A 19,450-nucleotide genomic window follows, 5' to 3' on the forward strand; every position below is an offset into this window, starting at 1 on the left:
CTTCCAATCCCTAGAATGCGGCGGTTAGTTGAGGTCGCTCGCCTTGATGTAGCCCGAGTCGACGACGACCTTCTGGTAGTTCGACTTGTCCACGCTCACCGGCACCAGCAGGTACGCGGGCACGACCTTCGAGCCGTTGTCGTACGTCTTGGTGTCGTTGGTCTCCGGCGTCTTGCCGTTGAGCGCCGCGTCGACCATGTTCGCGGCCACCTTGGCGAGTTCGCGGGTGTCCTTGTAGACGGTCATCGACTGCTCGTCCGCGATGATCGACTTCACCGAGGCGACCTCGGCGTCCTGGCCGGTGACGACCGGGAGCGGCTTGCTCGCGCTGCCGTAGCCGTCCGACTTCAGCGCCGAGATGATGCCGATGGAGATGCCGTCGTACGGCGAGAGCACCGCGTCGACCTTGCCGCTCTTGTACGAGGCGGTGAGGATGTCGTCCATGCGCCGCTGCGCGGTGGCACCGTCCCAGCGCAGGGTGGTGACCTGCGTCAGCTCGGTCTGGCCGGACTTGACGACAAGCTGCTTCTTGTCGATGTACGGCTGAAGGACCTTCATCGCGCCGCCGAAGAAGTACCGCGTGTTGTTGTCGTCGTTGGAGCCCGCGAACAGCTCGATGTTGAACGGGCCCTTCTTGGAGCCGTCCGCCAGGCCGAGCTTCTCCAGGATGTAGTTGCCCTGGAGCTCGCCGACCTTCTCGTTGTCGAAGGACGCGTAGTAGTCGACGTTCTTCGTGCCGAGGATCAGACGGTCGTAGGAGATGACCGGGATCTTGGCGTCGGCGGCCTGCTGGAGCACGTTGTTCAGCGACTTGTTGTCGATCGCGGCGACGATCAGCGCGTCCACACCCTGCGTGATCATGTTCTCGATCTGCGAGACCTGCTGGTCCGGCTCGTCCTCGCCGAAGACCAGCTTGGTCTTGAAGCCCTTGGCCTCCAGGTTCTTGACGACGTTGGCGCCGTCGGCGATCCAGCGCTCGGAGGACTTGGTCGGCATGGAGATGCCGATGGTCGCGTCCTTGGCGTCGGCGGAACCCGCCTCGCTGCCACCCTCGCTGCTCTGACCACAGGCGGTGAGGGAGAGGGCGAGAGCGGCGGAGGAGGCTATGGCGGAGAGTGCGGCTCTGCGAGTACGCATGATCATCATCCTTGATGTCGTGAGGCCTGGAGCGGTCTGGCGGTACGGGCGCCCTTGAGGCTGAGGTAAGAGCAGACCAAGAGAAGTCGTGTCGGAGTCTGTTCGACTGCGTCGTGTTTTGTGAAGGGGCGTTGTCCGGAACGTTATGCAGGCGTTTCGAACCGCTTGAGGGCGCCCGGCAGCCGCGAGCCGAGCGGCGCCATGTCGCCGTCCGCCCCGTGCCGCGCGAGCAGGTCCAGGGCGAGCCGGCCGCGCCGCACCCGTTCCTTGGCCGTGGACAGCGTCAGGTCGCGCATGTGGTTCCCGTAGGGGTAGATCCCGGGCGCCTTCGACAGTCCGAACTTGAGGTAGAGCGGTGCGCCGCGCCGGATCAGCTCGGCGACCTCGTACATCCGCACATAGCCGCCGAGATCGTCCGGCGCCTCGATGTACATGTCCATCGGAGCGGCCGACACCCGCCGGATCTCGGTGAGATGATCGAGCGTCAGATCGCTGGGTACGTTGATCGAGTCGCCGCCGAGGTTCTCGTACACCGCGTACGCGCTCGGGTTCACCGGACCGATCAGCGCCGACACCTTGAGCGTCGTGTCGGCCGGGATGATTCCGCCAACTCGGGCCCGGTGCAGGGTCCACAGCACGCCCTCGTCCGCGACGAGCAGGCACTTGACGCCCAACTCCGTTGCCCTGATGGCGTCTTCGACGCACCCGGCGACCGCGTCATGGCCCCGGGCACGCAGCCCGCCGCCCTTGGAGTCGGTCCGGGTGGAGCCGCCGATGTCCCAGGTGCCGCGCGGACCGGTGAACAGGCACAGCTCGATGTCGCGCTCGGCCGTCGCCTCCACCATCTCGGTGATCTCGGCGTCGGTGAGCATCCAGACACCGCTGCCCTGGCTGACCCGGTGGATCGGCACATCGAGCCGCGAGGCCTCCTTGAGGACGACGCCGAGCGCCTCGGGCCCCTCCACGGAGGGCACCTCGGTGCGCCAGCGACCGCCGCCAGGGAAGGCGTGCGGGGAGGCGTCGGAGGGGTCGAGTGCGGGCACGTCCAGGCCGAGCGCGGCGAGCGCCTGCTCTCCGGGGCGGCGGGCTGCGGAGGCGGTGGTGTCGGTCACTATCTGTCCTTCAGGTTCGGCAGGTTCGGTATTTCGGACGAGGTTCGCGGCTCTGGGTGCACAAGACTTTGGATGTACGCCGGTACGGGGTCGTCAGGTACCCCGTACCGGCGTACGGCTCAGGGGTGTGTCATGGCCGCAGCAGGACCTTTCCCACCTTCGGGTCGCCGGACCCCACCAACTCGATGGCCTGCGGAAACTCCTCCAGCGGCAGCTCGTGCGTGACCAGCGGCAGCGGATCGAGGAGCCCGGCCCCGAAGACCCGCACCGTGTGCGCCCACGCGTCCGGCGCGGCGCCGAACACGGTGTGCACCTCCAGCTGCCGTACGACGAGATCCGTCGGGTCGAGCCCGTCCGCACCCGGCGCCGGGATGCCCGTCAGGACCAGCCGGCCACCGCGCCGCAGCAGGGCGGCGGCGGTACGCGCGGCGTCCGCGGACCCGGCGGTCTCGATGACGACGTCGAAGTCGTCGGGCAGCTCCTGGTCCTTCGTACGGAAGTCCGTGGCCCCGAACCGCTTCGACAGCTCGGCCCGGTCCGGACGTGTCCCCACGACCAGCAGCTCGGACGGCGAACCCGCCTTCAGGAACTGCACGGCGAACATCCCGAGCGTCCCGGTGCCCACCACGGCGACCCGCTCACCCGGAACGGCGTTCGCCTTGAGCGCGGCGGCGGCGATGCACGCGGCCGGCTCAAGGAGCGCCGCCGCCGTGAGATCCGCGTCCTCCGGCAGCACGTGCAGCAGCCGCGCGGGCAGCGTCAGCGTGGTCGCCATCGCGCCGGGTTCGGTGAACCCGGTCTCCTCGTACCCGGCGCTGCACAACGTTGTCTCGCCCGCGTGACAGCGGTCGCACACCTGGCAGTTGCGGAAGCCTTCCCCAACCACCTTGCGGCCCACGAGAGTTGCCGGAACCCCGGCGCCGACCGCCGCCACCGTCCCGGACCACTCGTGGCCCGGGATCAGCGGGTAACGGACGTACCCCTCGGGCCTGTTGCCCTGGTAGACCTCGCGGTCGCTGCCGCAGATCCCGGCCGCGTGGACCCGTACGAGGGCCTCGCCGGCCTCCGGCTGCCGAGGCTCGTGCGGCACCAGCCGGTGCTCGCCCGGGGCCTCGATCACCACGGCGCTGCTCACTCGGTCCCCTTGGGCTTGCGCTGCTCCCAGCCCTCGGCCCACAGGTCGAAGCGGGCCTGCTGCTGCGGGAACTCCGCCGCCGCGTCCACGTCCAGCTCGACACCGAGGCCGGGCTTGTCGGAGAGGTGGAAGTAGCCGTCGATCACCTCGGGGGCGCCCGAGACGACCTTCTTGATCTCCGCGTCCGCGAAGTCGTTGAAGTGTTCGAGGATCTTGAAGTTCGGGGAGGTGAACCCGACCTGGAGCGAGGCGGCCGTCAGCACCGGCCCGCCCACGTTGTGCGGCGCGACCAGCACGTAGTGCGTCTCGGCGGTCGCGGCCAGCTTGCGGGTCTCCCAGATGCCGCCGATGTGACCGACGTCCGGCTGGATGATGTCCACGGCCTGGCTCTCGAAGAGCTCCCGGAACTCGATCCGGTCGTGGATGCGCTCACCCGTGGCCACCGGGATGTCCACCTTCGCGGCGACCTTCTCCAGCGCCTTCAGGTTCTCCGGCGGGCAGGGCTCCTCCAGCCACGCGGGCTTGAAGGGCGCCAGGTCCTTGGCGAGACGGACGGCGGTGGCGGGGGAGAAGCGGCCGTGCATCTCCAGCATCAGCTCGGAGTCCGGCCCGATCGCGTCGCGCACGGCCTCGATCAGGGAGACGGCGTACATGCTCTGCTCGTGGTCCAGCTCGAAGTGGCCGGTCCCGAAGGGGTCGATCTTGAGCGCCTTGTACCCGCGCTCCATGACGCCCTGCGCCGCCTTGTGGTACGCCTCGGGCGTGCGCTCCGTGGTGTACCAGCCGTTGGCGTACGCCTTGACCTTGTCGGTGACCTTGCCGCCGAGGAGCTGCCACACCGGTACGCCCAGGGCCTTGCCCTTGATGTCCCAGCAGGCCATCTCGATCACGGCGATGCCGGACATCACGATCTCGCCGGCCCGGCCGTAGTCGCCGTACTTCATGCGCTTGACCAGATCCTCGACAGCGAACGGGTCGGAGCCGAGAATGTGGTTGGTCTTCGCTTCGTGCAGATAGCCGAGCAGGGCGTCGGTGTGGCCCAGCATGCGGGTCTCGCCGACGCCGGTGAGTCCCTCGTCGGTGTGCACCTGGACGTAGGTCAGGTTCCGCCACGGCGTCCCGACCACGTGCGTGCTGATTCCCGTGATGCGCACGGTACTCCCTAAGTCCTTTGGCCTGTTCGAGATATCGTCACTTGTTCGAAATGCTGTCGCGACAGTAAGGACGCATTGGCCGGGGTGTCAATGGGTCGAACGCACATCACTTCGCCGTGTCGTGGACGGCCGTCATCAGCGCCCACATCGCCGCGCCGTGACCCTCCTGCCCGCTACTGGCCGCGTTATCCAACCGTGACACCTTCCTGATGCAGCCCTCTTGACCGGCATGAATTGTTAGCGCTCACAATGACCTCCGCATTCACCAGTTGTCGCCCGACGGCATCCAAGGAGGTCCGAGAGTCATGTCGGCAGTGCCCCAAATGGCCTTCCCGCCCGGTGCCTTGGGGCAATCCGGAGCCCCGGAGTGAAGCCGGCGGCACGGAAACGACCGCCCGCACCACAGGACTTATCCGCAGACGATCGCCAGGGAGGTGCCGCCGTGAGCAACCCGCAGAGCAGCTCCCAGCTCCGGCCGCCCACCATGGCCGACGTGGCACGCCAGGCCGGTGTGTCCCACCAGACCGTGTCCCGCGTCCTGGGGGATCACCCCAACGTACGGATCGAGACCCGCGCCAAGGTGCTGCACGCCATCGAGGAGATGGGCTACCGCCGCAACTCCTCCGCACGGGCCCTGGCGACCCGGCGCACCCTGACCCTGGGTGTCGTCGCCTCCAACACCACGCTCTACGGACCGGCCAGCACGCTCTTCGCGCTGGAGGACGCGGCGCGTGCCGAGGGATATCTCGTCTCGACGGTCAGTCTGCGCGAACTGACGGTCGAGACACTGTCCGAAGCCCTGAACCGTCTCAGCGAAGGCGGGGTGGAAGGGGTGATCGCCCTCGCCCCGCAGCGCTCGGCGGTCGAGGCCCTCACCGAACTCCGCCACCCCTTCCCGGTGGTGGCCGTCGGAACCGGGTCCGGCGTGGAGATCCCCAGCGTCAACGTCGACCAGCGACTCGGCGCCCGGCTGGCCACCGGCCATCTGCTCGCCATGGGACACCGCACGGTCTGGCATCTCGCCGGACCCGAGGACTGGCAGGAGGCCGCGGACCGGGCCGACGGCTGGCGGGCGACCCTCGAAGCGGCGGGGGTGGAACCGCCGGCGCCGCTGCGCGGGGACTGGAGCCCGCTGTCGGGCTACCGGGCAGGCCAGGAACTGGCGGGCTGGGTGGGCCGAGGTCTGACCGCGGTCTTCGTGGCCAACGACCAGATGGCCCTGGGGGTGCTGCGGGCCCTGCGCGAGGCGGGCGTACGCACTCCCCAGGACGTGGCGGTGGTCGGCTTCGACGACATCCCGGAGTCGGAGTTCTTCGCCCCGCCGCTCACCACCGTCCGGCAGGACTTCTCGGCGGTGGGCTCGCGCTCCATCGCCCTGCTGCTTGACCTCATCGAGGGCCGGACTCCCTCCGGGACCTCCCAGGTCGCCATCGAACCCCAACTCCTCGTTCGCGCAAGCACGTTCCCGTACAACCCCTAGTCACGAACCCGGCCGTATCTGCTCTCGCTACGCGGTCGAAATCTCGAACGGTGATCGACAGGCTGGACGCACTGCGATCCGGTTTCTTCAAAGGAGAAGAACATGCTCAACAGACGGAACTTCCTCACTGCGGCGGTCGGCGTGGCGGCGGCGACGGGCCTGGCGGCCTGCGCCAAGGAGGACGACAGTTCCTCTGGCTCCACCTCCGGTGGCAGCAAGGCGCTCGTCCTCGGCTTCTCCCAGGTCGGCTCCGAGAGCGGCTGGCGCAGCGCCAACACCGACTCCGTGAAGGAGGCGGCCAAGACGGCGGGCTACACCCTCAAGTTCTCCGACGCGCAGCAGAAGCAGGAGAACCAGATCTCCGCGATCCGCAGCTACATCACCCAGGGCGTCGACGTCATCGCCTTCTCCCCGGTGGTCGTCACCGGCTGGGACGCGGTGCTCAAGGAGGCCAAGGCCAAGAAGATCCCGGTGGTCCTCACCGACCGCTCCGTCGAGACCTCCGACGAGTCCCTGTACGTCACCCTGGTCGGCTCCGACTTCACGGACGAGGGCCGTCGCGCCGGCAAGATCCTGGAGAAGGTCCTGGAGAAGGCCGGCAAGAAGGGCCCCATCAAGATCGCCCAGCTGGAGGGCACCACCGGTGCGGCCCCCGCGATCGAGCGCGCCAAGGGCTTCAAGGAGGTCATGGACGCCGACCACGCCGACGACTGGAAGATCGTCGTCAGCCAGACCGGCGACTTCACCCGGGCCGGCGGCAAGCAGGTCATGGCCGCCTTCCTGCAGTCCAACCCGGACATCGACGTGCTGTTCGCGCACAACGACGACATGGGCATCGGCGCCATCCAGGCCATCGAGGCGGCCGGCAAGAAGCCCGGCAAGGACATCCTGATCGTCACGGTCGACGGCGTGAAGGACGGCTTCATCGCGATGTCCGAGGGCAAGATCAACGCCATCGTCGAGTGCAACCCGCTGCTCGGCCCCCAGCTGATGGAGGTCGTCCAGAAGGTCAAGAACGGCGAGACGGTCGAGCGCTGGATCAAGACCAAGGAGGGCGACTTCATGCAGGACCAGGCGGCGGCCGCGCTCCCCACCCGCAAGTACTGACCCACCGCACGCATCGGCAGGGAGCCCCCCACCACGAGCCGGGGGCTCCCTGCGGGCCTGAACGCGATTCAAGACTCAACGCGATTTAGAGATTCAACGCGATTCAAGATTTACGCGATTCAAGATTCAAGAGGAGCGCTGCCATGGCAGAGCCGCGGCCCGTCCTGGAGATGACGGGCATAGTCAAGGAGTTTCCGGGGGTACGGGCTCTGTCGGGTGTCGACTTCCGGCTCTTCCCCGGCGAGATCCACGCCCTGATGGGCGAGAACGGAGCCGGCAAGTCCACCCTCATCAAGGTGCTGACCGGCGTCTACCCGCTGGACGGCGGCACGATCGCCCTCGACGGGCAGCCCGTGCGGATCGACAGCCCGTTCCAGGCACAGCAGGCCGGCATCAGCACCGTCTACCAGGAGGTGAACCTCTGCCCCAACCTCTCGGTGGCGGAGAACATCTTCATCGGACGTGAACCCACCCGCTACGGCCGCATCCAGTGGAGCCGTATGCGCAAGGAGGCCGCGGAGCTGGTCGACCGCCTCGGCCTCGACATCGACGTCACCGCGCCCCTGTCCTCGTACCCCCTGGCCGTGCAGCAACTTGTCGCGATCGTACGGTCGGTGGGCACCGGGGACAGCGACGGCGCCGGAGCGGGCACCAAGGTGCTGGTCCTCGACGAGCCGACGTCCAGCCTCGACCGCGACGAGGTCCTCGAACTGTTCCGCCTGATGCGGCAGTTGAGGGACGAGGGCGTGGCGATCCTGTTCGTCTCGCACTTCCTCGACCAGATCTACGAGATCTGCGACCGCATGACCGTCCTGCGCAACGGCACCCTCGTCGGCGAGCACATGGTCAGCGAGCTGGACCAGGTCGGCCTGATCCAGCTGATGATCGGCAAGGCGATGGACCAGCTGGAGGGCCTGCACGAGCAGCAACTCCACGCCGACGTCGGCGAACCGCTGGTCCAGGCGGACGGTCTCGGCCGGAAGGGCGGCATCGCCCCCTTCGACCTGGAGATCAAGAAGGGCCAGGTCGTGGGCCTCGCCGGCCTCCTCGGCTCGGGCCGCACCGAACTCGCCCGGCTGCTCTTCGGCGCCGACCAGCCCGACAGCGGCAAGGTCAGCATCGACGGCAAGCAGGTCTCGATGAGTGCCCCGAACGACGCGATCGGCGCGGGCGTCGCCTTCTGCTCGGAGAACCGCAAGACGGAGGGCCTGGTCCCCGACCTGACGGTACGGGAGAACATCATCCTCGCCCTCCAGGCGGCCCGCGGCTGGACCCGGCCCATCCCGGCCGCCCAGCGCGACGAACTGGTCGCCAAGTACATCAAGGCGTTGGACATCCGCCCCGCCAACCCGGAGGCCCGCGTAGGCCAGTTGAGCGGCGGCAACCAGCAAAAGGTGCTCCTGGCCCGCTGGTTGATCACCCAGCCGAAGCTGCTGATCCTGGACGAGCCCACACGAGGCATCGACGTCGGCGCGAAGGCGGAGATCCAGAAGCTCGTGGTCTCGCTCTCCGAGGAAGGCATGTCCGTGCTGTACATCGCGGCCGAGCTGGAGGAGGTGCTCCGGCTCAGCCACACCATCGGCGTGCTGCGCGACCGCAAGCTGGTCGCCCAGCTCGCCAACGGGCCCGAGATCACCCCCACCCGGATCCTGGAGACCATCGCGAGCGGAGAGCACCAGTGACCACCACTCCCCGTTGGCGGACGCTGACCCAGCACCACCTGTTCTGGCCGGTGGCCGTGCTGGTCGTCCTGCTGCTGATCAACGTTCCCTTCACCCCCGACTTCTTCTCGATCAAGATGACGGACGGCCACCTCTACGGCAGCCTCGTCTCGATCGTGCTGTTCGGCTCGCCGCTGATCCTGGTGGCGGTCGGCATGACCCTGGTCATCGCGACCGGCGGCATCGACCTCTCCGTCGGCGCGGTGGTCGCCATCACCGGCGCTCTGACCTGCTCGTACATCAGCGACCAGTCCGACCAGGGCGCACTCGCCGGAGTCTTCCTGGCGATGGGCATCGGCCTGGTGGCGGCGGTGGTCTGCGGCCTGTGGAACGGCTTCCTGGTGGCCAGGATGGGCATCCAACCCATCATCGCCACGCTGATCATCATGGTCGCGGGCCGAGGAGTGGCCCAGCTGATCACCGACGGCCAGATCATCACGATCAACAGCGAGCCGTACAAGCTGATCGGCGGCGGCTACTGGCTGACCCTGCCCTTCTCCATCTTCGTGGTCGCGGCGGTTGTCGCCGTCACGGTGGCCCTGACCCGCAAAACGGCCCTCGGCCTCCTGGTGGAGTCGGTCGGCGGCAACGCGGAGGCCAGCCGCCTGGTCGGCATCAGGTCCCGTCGTATCAAGATCATGTGCTACGTGTTCTGCGCGCTGTGCGCCGGCATCGCGGGCCTGATGATCAGCTCCAACACCTCGGCGGCGGACGGCAACAACGCCGGCCTGTGGATCGAGCTGGACGCGATCCTGGCGGTCGTCATCGGCGGTACGTCACTCCTGGGCGGCCGGTTCTCGATCGGCGGCACGGTGGTGGGCGCCCTTGTCATCCAGACCCTGACCACCACGATCTACACCATCGGCGTACCGACCCAGACCAACCTGGTCTTCAAGGCCGCCGTCGTCATCGTCGTCTGCCTGCTCCAGTCGCCGAAGTTCCGCGCGAAGGTCTTCGGCGGGAAGCTCGGCGGGAGGTTCGGCCCCGGAAAGGGCGCGAAGACCGACGGCGGAGCCCCCACGGCGGCCCCCGCCGACACCGCCCCGACGACCGCGGCAGCCCCCAAGATGGAGGTGTCGTGATGAGCACGACCACCCGTACCCCCAAGATCGAGGACGGCCGTACGGGGACGTCCAAGGCCACGCAACTGCTGGGCGACCGGCGGCTGCCCGTCGTCGTGACGGCCACGCTCTTCCTCGTGATGTACATCGTGGGCCTGAGCCGCTACCAGAACTACGGCTTCGGCGAACCGCAGGTGTTCCTCAACCTGTTCATCGACAACGGCTATCTGCTGGTGGCCGCGGTCGGCGCGACCTTCGTGATCCTCTCCGGCGGCATCGACCTGTCGGTCGGCTCGGTGATCGGCTTCACGACGATGCTCACGGCATGGCTGGTGGAGAAGCAGGGCCTGCCGATCCTGGTGGTCATCCCCATCGCACTGGGCGTAGGAGCCTTCGGCGGCTTCCTGATGGGCTATGTGATCCACAACTTCGAGATCCAGCCCTTCATCGTGACCCTCGCCGGCCTCTTCCTGTTCCGGGGCCTGTGCCTGGTCATCAGCAAGGAGTCGATCGCCATCGACGACTCCTCGGTGAGCAGCATGGCGCAGGCGCAGGCACAGCTGGGGGTGGGCTTCCTGTCGATAGGCGCGATAGTCGCGCTCGTCGTCCTGGCGGCAGCCTTCTACATCCTCCACTACACCCGCTTCGGCCGACGCGTGTACGCCATCGGCGGCAACGAGCAGTCGGCGCTGCTGATGGGCCTTCCGCAGGGCGGCACGAAGATCGCGGTGTACACGGTGAGCGGCTTCTGCTCGGCCCTGGCGGGCCTGCTCTTCACCCTCTACATCCAGTCCGGCGACCCGCTGCACGCGACGGGCATGGAGCTGGACGCCATCGCGGCGGTCGTCATCGGCGGCACACTGCTGACGGGCGGCTCGGGCTATGTCCTGGGCACCCTCTTCGGCGTCCTGGTGCTGGGCCTGATCAAGAGCATCATCCAGTTCGAGGGGACGCTCAGCTCCTGGTGGACGAAGATCGCGACGGGCGTGCTGCTCTGCGCGTTCATCCTGATCCAGCGGGCCATGACGGCGCGTGGGAAAACCTGAGCCAGGGAGAGGCAGTGCGCGGGCTTGGGGCCGGTCCGGTCCCAAGCCCGTCGGCGTGTCAGAAGATGACGTGGAATGGTCCGGCTTGACCCCAACCGGTCAAACGCGAAACACCGCTTCCGCACGGAAACTTCACCGGGACCCCTAGGAACGCGCCCCGCGAGGAACTTATTCTTCCCGCGTCATGGACTTCTGCCACCAATGCCACCGGCACCTCAACGGCGCACTTGCCTGCCCGGGGTGCGGCTCATCGACAACGCCCCTCCACACGAACGTGGAGGGCACCGACGCGCGCCCGGAAGAGGGCGGTGCCGATGAGGTACGGCGTCCTGGGCGCGCGGAGGCCCGGAGGGCGGGTCGCGGACGCGGCCGTGGGGTAGCAGAGGCAGAGGCAGCAGACGCCGACTCCGACGAGTACGACGATGAGGACGAGGCCGCTGAACAGCCCGCCGGCAGCCGACGTGACCGCAAGGCCGCGGCACATCGGCGGCGCCGGAAGCGGACGTTGCTCGTCGCCGCGGGGTTCGTGCTCGCGGCGGGCGGACTGAGCCTCGCCGAACTGGGGATAGACGCGCCGGGATCGAACCCGAAGCCCGCGGCGGCGGGCAGCGAGTCGGCCGACGGCTCGGCGTCGACGGAGGCCGGCGACACTGCGGAGCCGCTGTCCGACGAGTCGTCATCGGCGGACGACGACGCATCCGACTCGGCGTCCCCGTCGGGGTCGCCATCCCCCTCGGCATCGGAAAGCTCGGGTTCCCCGTCCCCGACGGCCTCACCGAGCGGAAGCAAGGACGCCCAGTCGGCCCCGGTCGGCTCGGCCCCGACCCCGACAAGGGGCGAGTCCTCGACCCCCACGGACTCGACGACCCCGTCGTCGGACCCGACCACAGCGGACCCGACCCCGGAACCGTCCCCCTCGGAGACGTGCGAGCAGTTCCTGTGGTGGTGCACGTGAGGGACGAGGCCGTTCAGGCGGATCAGAAGTAGGTGGGCAGGCGCGGGGTGTAGGGGTCCTCCAGTGCGGCGATCTCGTCGTCTGTGAGTGTGAGGTCGAGGGCGGCGACGGCGTCGGTGAGGTGGCGGGTCTTGGTGGCGCCGACGATGGGTGCGGACACGACAGGGTTCTTCAGTACCCACGCGAGTGCGATCTGGGCCATCGGGACGCCGTGTGCGTCGGCGATCTTCTGGACGGCGTCGACGATGGCTTCGTCGGTGTCGGCGAACAGGGGGCGGCCGAGGTGGTCGGTGTCGGGGGAGGCCTGGGCCCGTACGGTGGTGTCCTGGCCCCAGGGGCGGGCGACGCGGCCGCCGGCCAGGGGGCTCCAGGGGATGGAGCCGACGCCGGTGTGGGCGAGCAGGCCGAACATCTCCCGCTCCTCCTCGCGTGCCAGGAGGCTGTACTGGTCCTGCATGGACACGAAGGGTGTCCAGCCGTGGCTCTGGGCGGTGTGCTGCATGGTGGCGAACTGCCAGGCCCACATCGAGGAGGCGCCGAGGTAGCGGACCTTGCCGGCCTTGACGAGGTCGTGCAGGGCTTCCATGGTCTCCTCGACCGGGGTCTGCGGGTCGAAGCGGTGGATCTGGTAGAGGTCGACGTAGTCGGTGCCCAGGCGGGTCAGGGAGGCGTCGATCTGTTCCATCACGGCCTTGCGCGACAGGCCCGACCCGCCGGGTCCGTCGTGCATGGGGTTGAACAGTTTGGTGGCCAGGACGACGTCGTCGCGCCTCGTGTACTTCTTGATCGCGCGGCCCACGATCTCCTCGGAGGTGCCGTAGGCGTAGATGTTGGCGGTGTCCCAGAAGGTGATCCCGGACTCCACGGCCTGGCGGAAGACCGGCTCGGCGCCGTCGTCGTTAAGGGCCCACGGCATCTGCGAGGTGTCGCCGAAGCTCATGCATCCCAGTGCGATACGGCTGACCTTCAGTCCGGAGGTACCCAGACGGGTGTACTGCATGACGCGCTCCTCATCGTCGGCGCGGCCGGCCCACACCGGCTGCCTCATCCTCGACGCTAGGCATCCGACGGGCGCGGTGGGAGATGCTGCCGGCACCCCCCAACCGGGCGAGCCACACGCCCGCCGTAGCGGTAGGGGCCGCCCGGGGTGCGGTGCTTTCCGGCCGCTGGACGGGCGCGGATCGCCCCGCCACCCGGTGGGCCGGAGTCGGGTGCGTGTGTGCGGCGGCCCGCGCCCGGTGTGATCGGGGGGCGGTGCAGCGCCCGCCGTCGTGCGGGGTGCGGCTGAGGGGGGTGCCGGCAGCATCTCCCACGTTCGTGGTGGGGCTCGTAGCGTGAAGGGCATGAACAACCGCAGCGAGGTACGGGACTTTCTGATCTCACGCCGCGGGAAGGTCACCCCCGAGCAGGTGGGTCTCGTCGACCACGGCGGGACGCGCCGGGTGCCCGGTCTGCGACGCAGCGAGGTGGCCGACCTGGCAGGGGTGTCGGTGGAGTACTACACCCAGCTGGAGCGCGGCGACGTGCGCGGCGCCTCCGAGACCGTGCTGGACGCCATCGCCCGGGCACTGCTGCTGGACGAGGCCGAACGCGCCCACCTGTTCGACCTGGCGCGTGCGGCCAACAGCGGCGCGGCGGTCCGCCGGCGCCCGGCGGTGCAGCGGGTACGTCCGGCCATCCAGGCGATCCTGGACAGCCAGCTGTCCCCGGCCTACGTCACCAACGGTCTCGGGGACGTCATGGCCACCAACACGCTGGGCCGGGCCCTGCTGTCTCCGCTGTACGAGGACCCCGCCCGGCCGGTCAACGCCGCACGGTTCCGCTTCCTCAACCCCCGCGCCGCCGGCTACTACCGCGACTGGGAGGCCACCGGCCGCGACGGCGTCGCCGGGCTGCGCCTCCTGGCCGGCCAGAACCCCTACGACAAGGCACTGACCGATCTGATCGGGGAGCTGTGCACCCGCAGCGAGGAGTTCCGCACCCGGTGGGCCTCCCAGGACGTCCGGCTGCACCGCACCGGAGTCAAACGGCTGCACCACCCGGCCGTCGGTGACCTCGACCTCTCCTACGAAACCCTCGAGCTGCCCGCCGACCCCGGCCTCGTACTGATCATCTGCACCGCGGAACCCGGCTCACCCAGCCGCCAGGCCCTCGACCTCCTCGCCAGCTGGGCTACCGCACCGGACCCCGCCCAGCCCGCGAAGGAAGAACCGAGCGACCGCGGCCGGTAACACCCGCCCCACCTCCCCAACATGCCGGTGCGCACCCTCGCGCCGTCCAGCACCACCCCGAAAGGTTCACCATGCCCAAAATCCCCCATGTCACGCTGAACAACGGTGTCCGGATGCCGGTCCTCGGCTTCGGCGTCTTCCAGGTCCCCGCCGAGGAGACCGAGCGGGTCGTCACCGACGCCCTCGCCGCCGGCTACCGCCACCTCGACACCGCCGCCGCCTACGGCAACGAGGAAGCCGTCGGCAAGGCGATCAAGGCCAGCGGCATCGCCCGCGACGAACTGTTCATCACCACCAAGATATGGGTCAACGAAAAGGGCGAAGAAGGCGCCAAGGCCGCCTTCGACACCTCCCTGCGCCTGCTCGCACTGGACTACCTGGACCTGTACCTCATCCACCAGCCCTTCGGCGACTACTACAGCTCCTGGCGCGCCATGCAGGACCTGCACCACCAAGGCCTGATCAAGGCGATCGGCGTGTCGAACTTCCACCCCGACCGCCTCGTCGACCTGATCGACCACAACGAGACCGTCCCCGCGGTCAACCAGATCGAGACCCACCCCTACTTCCAGCGCGCCGACGACCAGGCCCTCATGGCCGAGCGCGGCGTGCAGATCGAGGCGTGGGGCCCGCTGGCCGAGGGCCGCAACAACATCTTCAGCGACCCGACCCTGTCCGCCATCGGCGCGGCGCACGGCAAGTCCGTGGCCCAGGTCGTCCTGCGCTGGCTGATCCAGCGCGGTGTCGTGGTGATCCCCAAGTCCACGCGACCCGAACGCATGGCCGAGAACCTCGCGGTCCTCGACTTCGAACTGACCGCCGACGAGATGGACCGCATCACCACCCTGGACACCGGCGCCAGCCTCGTCCTCGACCACCGCGACCCCCAGACGGTCAGCGCCGTCGGCGGATACCACCTCGCCTGAGAACGCCCCGCATCTCGGCTGAGAACGCCCCGCATCTCAAAGGAAGGGCTGCGCAAGGTCGTGGTCGTCGTATTCGCGCTCGTCAGTGCCGTCCTGCTGGCACTGTTCGGCGCACTCCACTGGTACGTGTGGCGCCGTCTCGTCCGGGACACCACCCACAAGGGCTCGCGCCTCCGCCGAACCGGGAGCGTCGTCTTCGTGGCCGGGCCCTGCTGTCGGTGGTGGCCATGACGGCGGAGGGTGAGGAAAGCGTCCCCTTCCTTGTGCAGCGGATTCTGGCCTGGCCCGGGTACCTGTGGATGGCGCTGTTCCTGTACCTGCTGCTCGCGCTGCTGGCCGGTGAGGCGGTGCGGCCCGTGCTGCGGCGGTGGCTCGTGCCCCGGAGCACTGGGGTGGATGCGCGGCAGAGGGTTCTGCCGACGGCGCGGGGCGCAGAGGCACAAGCTGCTGACTCCGGTGCCGCACGAAACACCGCCGGGCCCGTCGGCGTACTGGACGCTCCGCCGGAGCCCGTGCCGTCGACCGGCACCGCCCCCACCGGCCCGTCACGCCGTCTCTTCGTCTCCCGTGCCGTGGGCGGCGCCGCAGCAGCGGTCGCCGTCGGAACCGTGGGCCACGGCACGTACGGTGTGCTGCGCGGGCCGAAGGTGAAGCGCGTCACCGTTCCGCTGGCCAAACTCCCGCGCAGCGCGCACGGATTCCGTATCGCCGTGGTCAGCGACATCCACATCGGCCCGGTCCTCGGGCGTGCCTTCTCCCAGCGCGTCGTCGACACCATCAACGCGACCCAGCCCGACCTGATCGCGGTCGTCGGCGACCTGGTGGACGGCAGCGTCGAGAACCTCGCCCCGGCCGTCGAACCGCTCGCCGGACTCCGGGCACGGCACGGTACGTACTTCGTCACCGGCAACCACGAGTACATCTCCGGCGCCGAACCGTGGATCGAGAAGGTACGGGAGCTGGGGCTGCGCCCGCTGGAGAACGCCCGCACGGAGCTGCCCGGCTTCGACCTGGCGGGCGTCAACGACGTCCAGGGCGAAGCAGAAGGCCAGGGTCCCGACTTCGGCAAGGCGCTCGGCGACCGCGACCATACCCGCGCCGCCGTCCTCCTCGCCCACCAGCCCGTCGTCATCGACGACGCCGTCCGCCACGGCGTCGACCTCCAGCTCTCCGGCCACACCCACGGCGGCCAGCTCTGGCCCGGCAACCTCCTCGCCGAACTGGCCAACCCCACCGTCGCCGGACTCGAACGCTACGGCGACACCCAGCTGTACGTCAGCCGCGGCGCCGGCGTCTGGGGCCCACCGGTCCGCGTGGGCGCACCGTCCGACATCACCATCGTCGAACTCGCGTCAAGGCAGGCGTAGTCCACGACCTGGCCCACTCAGCGATGTCCGCTTCTTCGTCACCCACGGTGACCCACCGAGGGTGCTCTCCACTGACGATCACGAAAGACGTGACCCATGCATGAACAGGACAGCACGCCGAACAGCAATCCGACCGACCGCGGCCGTCGCGGCTTCCTGATGGGCGCGGCCGGTCTGGCCGCCACCTCGGTGGTGGCCGGGTCGGCGCAGGCACAGGCGGCATCGTCCGCCACGGGGGTCAGGGGCCCGGCCGGCCCTCGTAACCCCGTGACCGCGTCCGTCACGCAGACCGGTCGCCGCAGGCTCGGCTCCCTGAAGGTGTCCAGCATCGGCCTCGGCACCCAGACCATGCCGGGCAACCTGTACGGTCCCGTCACCAGCCGCAAGGACATGGTCGCTCTCGTCCGGACAGCGGTGGACCAGGGGGTGACGTTCTTCGACACGGCCGAGGCGTACGGGCCGTTCGAGTCGGAGCGGATCGTCGGTGAGGCGCTCCGGCCCGTCCGCGACAAGGTGGTGATCGCGACCAAGTTCGGCTGGGACATCAACCCGGACACGGGGGCCGTAACCGGCCTGAGCAGCCGCCCGGAGCACATCCGCCGAGTCGTCGACGGCATGCTGAAGCGGCTGCGGACGGATCACATCGACCTGCTCTACCAGCACCGGGTCGACCCCACCGTCCCGATCGAGGACGTCGCGGACACGGTGAAGGACCTCGTCCGCCAGGGCAAGGTCCTGCACTGGGGCCTGTCCGAGCCGGGTCTGCAGACCGTCCGCCGGGCCCACGCGATCCTGCCGCTCACCGCGATCCAGAACGAGTACTCCACCCTCTGGCGCGGCCCGGAACAGAACGTCCTGCCGCTCTGCGAGGAGCTCGGCATCGGCTTCGTGTGCTGGGCACCGCTGGGCATGGGCTTCACCACCGGTGCGATGAGCCCGTACTTCCAGTTCGCGGAGGGCGACTTCCGGCCCGTGTTCCCCCGCAACAGCCGGGACAACCTGGCCGCCAACATGCCGCTGGTGCAGCTGCTCCAGGACTGGGCGGTGCGCAAGGGCGCCACCCCCGCCCAGATCGACCTCGCCTGGCTGCTCGCCCAGAAGCCGTGGATCGTACCGATCCCCAGCACCACCCGCCTGTCCCACCTCCTGGAGAACATCGGCGCGGAGGAGGTCAGGTTCACCCCCGCCGAACTCCAGGAACTGAACACCGCCGTCGCCGCCATCACCATCCACGGCGACCGACTCCCGCCGGAGGCCCTCGCGATGACGGGCGTCGAAGCACCGCCCCGCTGACCAACCAGAGCAGTGCCGACTGTGCGAAACAGGTCGTGGCGCCAAGCCTGACAGAGAAGGAGCTTGGCGCCACGACCGCGGACACCGGGACGGGAAGAACCGGCGCCGCGTCTTGGGGGAGTGGGCAGAGGGCTACTTGGCCTTGGCCCTGGCCTTGTAGCCCGTCACCTTCGCGATCCAGGTGATGAAGTCCGCCGCGTCGTCGTTCGCCCCGTGCCCCGAGTCCCAGTACATCGCCGCGTTCACGTCGTCGCCCAACTGCTCAAGGCTCGCCGCCAGGTTGCCCACCACCGACAGCGACGTGTCGCTGTCCTTCGTGCCGACCCGGATCCACCAGTGCTTCGCCCGCGAAGGATTCTGCTTCGCGATGAACGGCATCGGGTTCATCAGCGTCAGCTTCTCGGGCAGATCGCTCGCCAGCCGCGCACTGCCGCTGCCCTCGTGCCGCAGGCTGTACAGCGTGAAGTGACGGGCCTCCGTAGTCCCCGTGCCGAACAGGTTGTTCTCCCCGGCGGACAGATCGAACGCGTCGAACGCCGGCGTGTCCTTCTTCCGCGCCCCCACATGCGTCAGGAAGTCCGCCCAGGTGAACGTCGCCTTCCCGCCGGCCCACGTGATGAAGGTGTTCGCCGCCAGGTACGTCGAACGCGCCGATTCCGAAAGGGAGTCGAGGTACTTGGTCGCGGCCGGCTGGAGGTAGGTCTCCAGCAGGTAGTCGTCCAGGTTGCGTGCCGTCAGCGCGCCGAAACCGCGCGCCCGGAGCTTCAGCGACGCCTGGTACTCCGTGAACGCCGTGCTGAGGTCCTTCGACACCGTCTGGTCCACCAGCGAGCCCGAACTCAGCTTGTTGGCGCCCCAGTTCCACTCGTACGCCATGTCCGCGTGTTCGAGGTCGGTGATCGGGCACCAGTCACCACTGGCGAAGATCGCGTCGCTCGCGTCGGCCGCGCCCAGCGCCGTCAGGTACTCGGCGTACAGCGGGCTGTCGCCCGACGCCCCGAGCAGCGCGGACAGGGCGCCGCCCGCACTCGTACCGGACGACACGATCCGGTCGGTGTCACCGGGAATGCGGCCCTTGTTGAAGCGGACGTACCGGACGGCGGCCTTGAGGTCGACGATCGCCGCCGGCGCCGTGCCGTAGTACGTGCCGGACGAGTCGACCAGCGTACGGCCGCGCGCCCCCGGCTCCACGACCACGTACCCCGCCGCCAGCGCCAGCTTGGCGTTGCTCACCATCTCGCCCTGGCCGTCCACCTGGGCGTTCCCGCCGGACGCCACCTCACCGGTCCCACCACCCGGTACCCCCGTCATCCCCCCGCCCCCGATGCCCGTGGCGTCCGCCACCGACGACGGCATGTACCCGCCCACCGAGTTGGCGAACAGGATGGGCGCGCGGGTCGCGTCGACCGCCGTACCGTCGATCTCGACCGGGACGCTGACGTTCAGGCTCTGGTACTTCTCGTCGACCGGGTTCGTGACGTACGTGATCGCCTTGTAGAAGTGGTACGTCACCGACTTCTCACCGGCGTCCGTGGTGATCGTCGTGGTCAGTTTGGTGTACGCGTCCTTGTCGAAGACGAGCCCGCCGACGGTCGCCGAACCGGCTATCGCCTCGTTGTTCACGAACGTGGCGACAGCAGGGACGGCCACAGCCGCACCCAATCCTCCGATTACGGTCCTGCGCTTCACGATGTCTCCTCGGTCCGTGAGGGGGTGCGTCTGCGC

Annotated in this window: 17 protein-coding genes; 11 read left to right on the forward strand and 6 right to left on the reverse strand. The window is 68.8% G+C overall.

Going from position 1 to position 19,450, the window contains the following annotated elements:
* Positions 1-24: 24 nt before the first annotated feature.
* The 4 genes from chvE to ACFYXF_RS20150 all read right to left on the reverse strand — a co-directional run bounded on the left by chvE (position 25) and on the right by ACFYXF_RS20150 (position 4,538).
* Positions 25-1,137, reverse strand: a complete 1,113-nt coding sequence (gene chvE, locus ACFYXF_RS20135; protein ID WP_389350953.1) for a multiple monosaccharide ABC transporter substrate-binding protein — start codon at positions 1,135-1,137, stop codon at positions 25-27.
* A 143-nt stretch (positions 1,138-1,280) separates the two neighbouring features.
* Positions 1,281-2,249 (reverse strand): hypothetical protein, encoded by a 969-nt coding sequence (locus ACFYXF_RS20140; protein WP_389350954.1) that lies wholly within the window; start codon positions 2,247-2,249, stop codon positions 1,281-1,283.
* A 130-nt stretch (positions 2,250-2,379) separates the two neighbouring features.
* Positions 2,380-3,384 carry a zinc-binding dehydrogenase gene (locus ACFYXF_RS20145; RefSeq protein ID WP_389350955.1) on the reverse strand — a complete coding sequence of 335 codons (1,005 nt, stop codon included), beginning with the start codon at positions 3,382-3,384 and terminating at the stop codon, positions 2,380-2,382.
* Positions 3,381-4,538, reverse strand: a complete 1,158-nt coding sequence (locus tag ACFYXF_RS20150) for a mandelate racemase/muconate lactonizing enzyme family protein (RefSeq protein ID WP_389350956.1) — start codon at positions 4,536-4,538, stop codon at positions 3,381-3,383. Before ACFYXF_RS20150 ends, ACFYXF_RS20145 begins: the two co-directional genes overlap by 4 nt.
* Before the next feature lie 484 nt (positions 4,539-5,022).
* On the opposite strand from ACFYXF_RS20150, the gene ACFYXF_RS20155 reads away from it, so the two are divergent.
* From ACFYXF_RS20155 to ACFYXF_RS20180, 6 genes are all read left to right on the forward strand, one after another.
* Positions 5,023-6,018, forward strand: coding sequence for a LacI family DNA-binding transcriptional regulator (locus ACFYXF_RS20155; protein ID WP_389351221.1), 996 nt, complete (start codon positions 5,023-5,025; stop codon positions 6,016-6,018).
* 102 nt (positions 6,019-6,120) lie between these two features.
* Positions 6,121-7,125 carry an ABC transporter substrate-binding protein gene (locus ACFYXF_RS20160; protein ID WP_389350957.1) on the forward strand — a complete coding sequence of 335 codons (1,005 nt, stop codon included), beginning with the start codon at positions 6,121-6,123 and terminating at the stop codon, positions 7,123-7,125.
* A gap of 143 nt (positions 7,126-7,268) precedes the next feature.
* Positions 7,269-8,807, forward strand: coding sequence for a sugar ABC transporter ATP-binding protein (locus ACFYXF_RS20165; RefSeq protein ID WP_389350958.1), 1,539 nt, complete (start codon positions 7,269-7,271; stop codon positions 8,805-8,807).
* Positions 8,804-9,928 (forward strand): ABC transporter permease, encoded by a 1,125-nt coding sequence (locus ACFYXF_RS20170; protein WP_389350959.1) that lies wholly within the window; start codon positions 8,804-8,806, stop codon positions 9,926-9,928. The genes ACFYXF_RS20165 and ACFYXF_RS20170 overlap by 4 nt, the downstream gene beginning before the upstream one ends.
* Entirely contained in the window at positions 9,928-10,953 is a 1,026-nt protein-coding gene (gene yjfF / locus ACFYXF_RS20175) for a galactofuranose ABC transporter, permease protein YjfF (RefSeq protein WP_389350960.1), read from the forward strand. The genes ACFYXF_RS20170 and yjfF overlap by 1 nt, the downstream gene beginning before the upstream one ends.
* Positions 10,954-11,227: 274 nt before the next feature.
* Positions 11,228-11,908 (forward strand): hypothetical protein, encoded by a 681-nt coding sequence (locus ACFYXF_RS20180; RefSeq protein WP_389350961.1) that lies wholly within the window; start codon positions 11,228-11,230, stop codon positions 11,906-11,908.
* A 22-nt stretch (positions 11,909-11,930) separates the two neighbouring features.
* Here ACFYXF_RS20180 and ACFYXF_RS20185 read toward each other — a convergent pair whose 3' ends face one another.
* A complete protein-coding gene (locus tag ACFYXF_RS20185; RefSeq protein WP_389350962.1) occupies positions 11,931-12,908 on the reverse strand; it encodes an aldo/keto reductase in 978 nt (325 codons plus the stop codon).
* 343 nt (positions 12,909-13,251) lie between these two features.
* Between ACFYXF_RS20185 and ACFYXF_RS20190 the strand changes: the two genes are divergently transcribed.
* From ACFYXF_RS20190 to ACFYXF_RS20210, 5 genes are all read left to right on the forward strand, one after another.
* On the forward strand, positions 13,252-14,139 hold the full coding sequence (locus ACFYXF_RS20190) for a helix-turn-helix domain-containing protein (protein WP_389350963.1): 888 nt from the start codon (positions 13,252-13,254) through the stop codon (positions 14,137-14,139).
* Between the two features lie 80 nt (positions 14,140-14,219).
* A complete protein-coding gene (locus tag ACFYXF_RS20195; protein WP_389351223.1) occupies positions 14,220-15,065 on the forward strand; it encodes an aldo/keto reductase in 846 nt (281 codons plus the stop codon).
* A gap of 60 nt (positions 15,066-15,125) precedes the next feature.
* Positions 15,126-15,296 carry a hypothetical protein gene (locus tag ACFYXF_RS20200; RefSeq protein WP_389350964.1) on the forward strand — a complete coding sequence of 57 codons (171 nt, stop codon included), beginning with the start codon at positions 15,126-15,128 and terminating at the stop codon, positions 15,294-15,296.
* Positions 15,293-16,432 (forward strand): metallophosphoesterase, encoded by a 1,140-nt coding sequence (locus ACFYXF_RS20205; RefSeq protein ID WP_389350965.1) that lies wholly within the window; start codon positions 15,293-15,295, stop codon positions 16,430-16,432. Before ACFYXF_RS20200 ends, ACFYXF_RS20205 begins: the two co-directional genes overlap by 4 nt.
* Positions 16,433-16,528: 96 nt before the next feature.
* The gene (locus tag ACFYXF_RS20210; protein ID WP_389350966.1) at positions 16,529-17,725 is read left to right on the forward strand and encodes an aldo/keto reductase; all 1,197 of its coding nucleotides are present in this window, start codon (positions 16,529-16,531) and stop codon (positions 17,723-17,725) included.
* A gap of 132 nt (positions 17,726-17,857) precedes the next feature.
* On the opposite strand, the gene ACFYXF_RS20215 is transcribed toward ACFYXF_RS20210, so the two are convergent.
* A complete protein-coding gene (locus ACFYXF_RS20215; protein ID WP_389350967.1) occupies positions 17,858-19,414 on the reverse strand; it encodes a subtype B tannase in 1,557 nt (518 codons plus the stop codon).
* Between the last annotated feature and the right edge of the window lie 36 nt (positions 19,415-19,450).

This window comes from Streptomyces sp. NPDC002680 (assembly GCF_042889145.1).
GTDB lineage: Bacteria > Actinomycetota > Actinomycetes > Streptomycetales > Streptomycetaceae > Streptomyces > Streptomyces adonidis.